Genomic DNA, 3,533 nt, shown 5'->3' on the forward strand with positions numbered 1-3,533 from the left:
GTCGCGGGTTCGAGTCCCGTCCATACCGCAGATTAGGTGTTAAAGTGTTGATCTCAACGCTTTAGCACCTTTTCTTTTTATCTTATTCTAGAGGCAAAAACTGAGTTGCAACTAAGCAAAAGTTTAGATGCAACTAAGCAAATGACGAGTTGCAACAAAGCAAACGCTTAGTTGCAACTCAACTTTCATCAAGCTCCGATCGCAGTTTCACTCCCATTTCTCATTGCACAAAGACTAGCTGACTCCGATACTTTCGCAATTCACTCTCGGGTCTCTTGCACGTGAGTGTTTTTTGCCCCTTTGAGTAAAAACAGAGAGCCGATACTAGGTACCCTAATGAAGAGGGTGCCTAGTATCGGCTCTCACTATATCCAGTAAACTTCTAAAGCCTAGCGGAGAGAGATTTTGCAATCTTTATCGCAACCATCAAAGGTTACCTTGCCCTCCTTGGCTAGCCACCCGAGTGCAAAGCGCACTTCATCTTGGGTGCGTATACCAGCTTTCTTTTGGATCTCCTTTACGGTCAATGGCTTCTTACTATCACTCAGGGCATGCCATACGAGCCCTGCATTGGTTCCAATCTGTTCAATCATTATCTTTCCTCCTATAAATTAGCATTAATTACCTACCTCTTTCGTTGCAAATGTACCTATTATCAGCAAAATAGCAAAATAAAGGGTGCCATTATGATAAAGCTTCAAAGGCATCAATAAATTGATCGCCTCGATCTTCATAGTTCTTGAACAGGTCAAAACTGGCACACGCAGGAGAGAGCAACACTACATCGCCCTCAGACAAATCCAGTGCTGTTATCTGCTCAAATGCCTCCGCCATACTATGTGCCACGGTGGTGGGAAGTGCGAGGCAATCAAAACTACGATGCAGTTTATCGGTATCTAGGGTAAGGAAAATAAGTGCCTTCGCCTTTGCCTTCACAAGGTCGAAAATAAGCGAGTAGTCGTTACCCTTATCCGTACCTCCGAGCAGAAGCACCGTCTTGGCATCGGGCATCGCACCAAGAGCGTGGGCTGTAGCATCGAGGTTGGTACCTTTGGAGTCATTGATAAAGGTAACTCCATGCCACGTACCAACCAGCTGAGTGCGGTGGCGAACACCTCCGAAAGTGGATAGGCATTTCCGAACCTCCTGCCGATCAATATCCACGCCATAGGCCTGAAGTGCTAGCCCCACTGCCATAATATTCTCGGCATTGTGCTGACCCTTGAGGAGGAACTGGGTGTAGTCGTAAGTGACACCCCCCTTGAAGTGAATTAATTGACCATCAAAGTAGGCAGAAGCTTTGGGATTGCGGGTAGAAAAGGTCTTGACAAACTCTGCCTGCAAAGGAGCCTCTTGCTGAAGCTCTGCAATATGCGGGTCATCTGCATTGATGATGGCATAGTCACCTGCTCCTTGATTTTGAAACACTCTCCACTTGGCACGAGCATAATTGATCAATTGGTGGTCGTACCTATCGAGGTGGTCGGGTGTGATATTAAGTAAAAGGGCAATATGGCTATGGGTGCGGTACATATGATCTAGCTGAAAGCTACTCAGCTCCATAGTATAAACGTCGGCACCCCCCTCCATCACCTCCCGAGCCAAGGAATCTCCGATATTGCCACACGCTACACTCTGCACTCCTGCAGCACGTAGGGCAAGGTCAATCAGCGTAGTAGTGGTGGTTTTGCCATTGCTACCAGTGATAGAGATTAACTGCTTGGGGGTAGTGTAACGAGCAGCAAACTCAATCTCCGAGAGGATCGGTAACCCAAGTGCTTCACAACGGCGAACCACCTCAGCACTATCGGGAATACCAGGGCTCTTAATCACCTCTTCTGTATCCTTCAGATAGGGGAGTTGATGCCCGCCCTCCTCATAGGGAACTGCCGCCTTTGTCAACACCGCTTTCATCTCTGGGCGAATGGTACCTGAGTCCGACACAAAGGGTCGATACCCCTTTTCTTGTGCCAAAAGGGCAGCACTCACGCCACTCTCTCCAGCACCCAAAACAAGTAAATTGCACTTCATAATAATGATGACTTATCTAAGTTTGAGCGTCACAATGGTGAGCACTGCAAGGAGAATCCCGATCAACCAAAAACGAACCGTAATCTTTGCCTCAGCAATAGGTCGAGTAGGCTTTTGGATCACTGCGTCGATCACTCCAGCTGGTTTCTGGAAATGGTGGTGCAGTGGGCTCATCTTGAATACCCTTCGGCCGGTACCAGTCTTTCGCTTTGTGTACTTAAAGTAGGCGGTTTGGATAATCACCGAAAGCGCCTCTACCATAAATACTCCACAAAGGATAGGAAGGAGCAACTCCTTACGAATGATGATCGCATATACTGCTATAATTCCGCCGAGGGTAAGGCTACCAGTATCGCCCATAAAGACCTGTGCGGGGTAGGAGTTGTACCATAGGAAACCAACGGTGGCACCGATAAATGAAGCAGCATAGACCACCAGCTCCTCCGCTCCAGGGATAAACATAATATTGAGGTAGCTCGCCATCTCTATGTGCGAACTGACGTAGGCAAATATCCCGAGCGCTACTCCGATAATCGCCGAGGAGCCAGCAGCTAAGCCATCTAGTCCATCAGTGAGGTTGGCTGCATTGGAGACACCCATCACGATGAATACAAAGATGAGCGTCACGAGTATCAGGGTAAAGAGTTTGGCATTCTGCTTCAGCCCAAGATTCTTGGCTAGGTCGCTATAGTCTAGGTTGTTATTCTTCACAAAGGGAATCGTGGTCTTGGTGCTTTTTGTCTCCACTTCGGAGTGCTTCACCACTAGCTCCTTATTGACCGTCTCGGTGGCTACGTTTTCCTTAATCACCACCGCTGGACTAGTCATCAGTACCAGAGCCACCAACACCCCCAGTCCTAGTTGAGCTATGAGCTTGTAACGGCCGTGGATACCCTCTTTATTCTTCTTAAACACCTTTACATAGTCATCAGCAAAGCCAAGGGCTCCCAGCCATACTGTGGTGACTAGCATCAAGATGATGTAGAGATTATTGAGTTTGTTGAAAAGCAGTGTGGGGATAATAATGGCAATGATGATGATGATACCACCCATAGTGGGGGTCCCAACCTTTGCCATCTGCCCCTCAATATCAAGGGGACGAATGGCATCCGACATCTGCTTACTCCGTAACCAATCGATGATCTTACTTCCGATCAAAGTGCTAATCAGAAGACTAACGATAAGGGCAAGTGCCGCACGGGTAGAAATATAGGTAAAGGCACCCATTCCTGGGACACCTTGTGCATTGAGCGACTCAAATAGGTAGTAAAGCATCAGTGAGTAGCTCCTCCTTTCTCTCCTTCGATAATCTTCTCTACCTCCTCAATATCGCTAAAGTGGTGGCGGACGCCATTCACCTCCTGATAGGTCTCGTGCCCCTTACCAGCAATGAGAATCACATCGCTAGGCATCGCCATCGTACAGGCGGTACGGATCGCATCTCTTCTGCTAGTGATCCGGAGCGTACGTCGCTTCATCTCCTCATCGAGCCCCTCCATCAT

Annotated in this window: 3 protein-coding genes and 1 pseudogene; all 4 read right to left on the reverse strand. The window is 48.1% G+C overall.

The window, feature by feature from the left end; all coding sequences use genetic code 11:
- Positions 1-389: 389 nt before the first annotated feature.
- Entirely contained in the window at positions 390-593 is a 204-nt protein-coding gene (locus tag QVO39_RS04105) for a winged helix-turn-helix domain-containing protein (protein WP_021903124.1), read from the reverse strand.
- A 91-nt stretch (positions 594-684) separates the two neighbouring features.
- Positions 685-2,031: a UDP-N-acetylmuramoyl-L-alanine--D-glutamate ligase gene (murD, locus tag QVO39_RS04110; protein WP_021903125.1), complete on the reverse strand. Its 1,347-nt coding sequence runs from the start codon at positions 2,029-2,031 to the stop codon at positions 685-687.
- 12 nt (positions 2,032-2,043) lie between these two features.
- Positions 2,044-3,306: a phospho-N-acetylmuramoyl-pentapeptide-transferase gene (gene mraY / locus QVO39_RS04115; protein WP_018028266.1), complete on the reverse strand. Its 1,263-nt coding sequence runs from the start codon at positions 3,304-3,306 to the stop codon at positions 2,044-2,046.
- Positions 3,306-3,533: pseudogene (locus tag QVO39_RS04120) on the reverse strand (UDP-N-acetylmuramoyl-L-alanyl-D-glutamate--2,6-diaminopimelate ligase); the annotation flags it as partial. The gene mraY and the pseudogene QVO39_RS04120, both read right to left, overlap by 1 nt.

The sequence above is a fragment of the Porphyromonas sp. CAG:1061 genome, assembly GCF_000435035.1.
GTDB classification, from domain to species: domain Bacteria; phylum Bacteroidota; class Bacteroidia; order Bacteroidales; family Porphyromonadaceae; genus Porphyromonas_A; species Porphyromonas_A somerae.

What these genes read in the sequence shown, in the direction of transcription:
- QVO39_RS04105 (WP_021903124.1), bottom strand. Translation starts at nt 593, where the DNA reads ATGATTGAACAGATTGGAACCAATGCAGGGCTCGTATGGCATGCCCTG.
- murD (WP_021903125.1), bottom strand. Translation starts at nt 2,031, where the DNA reads ATGAAGTGCAATTTACTTGTTTTGGGTGCTGGAGAGAGTGGCGTGAGT.
- mraY (WP_018028266.1), bottom strand. Translation starts at nt 3,306, where the DNA reads ATGCTTTACTACCTATTTGAGTCGCTCAATGCACAAGGTGTCCCAGGA.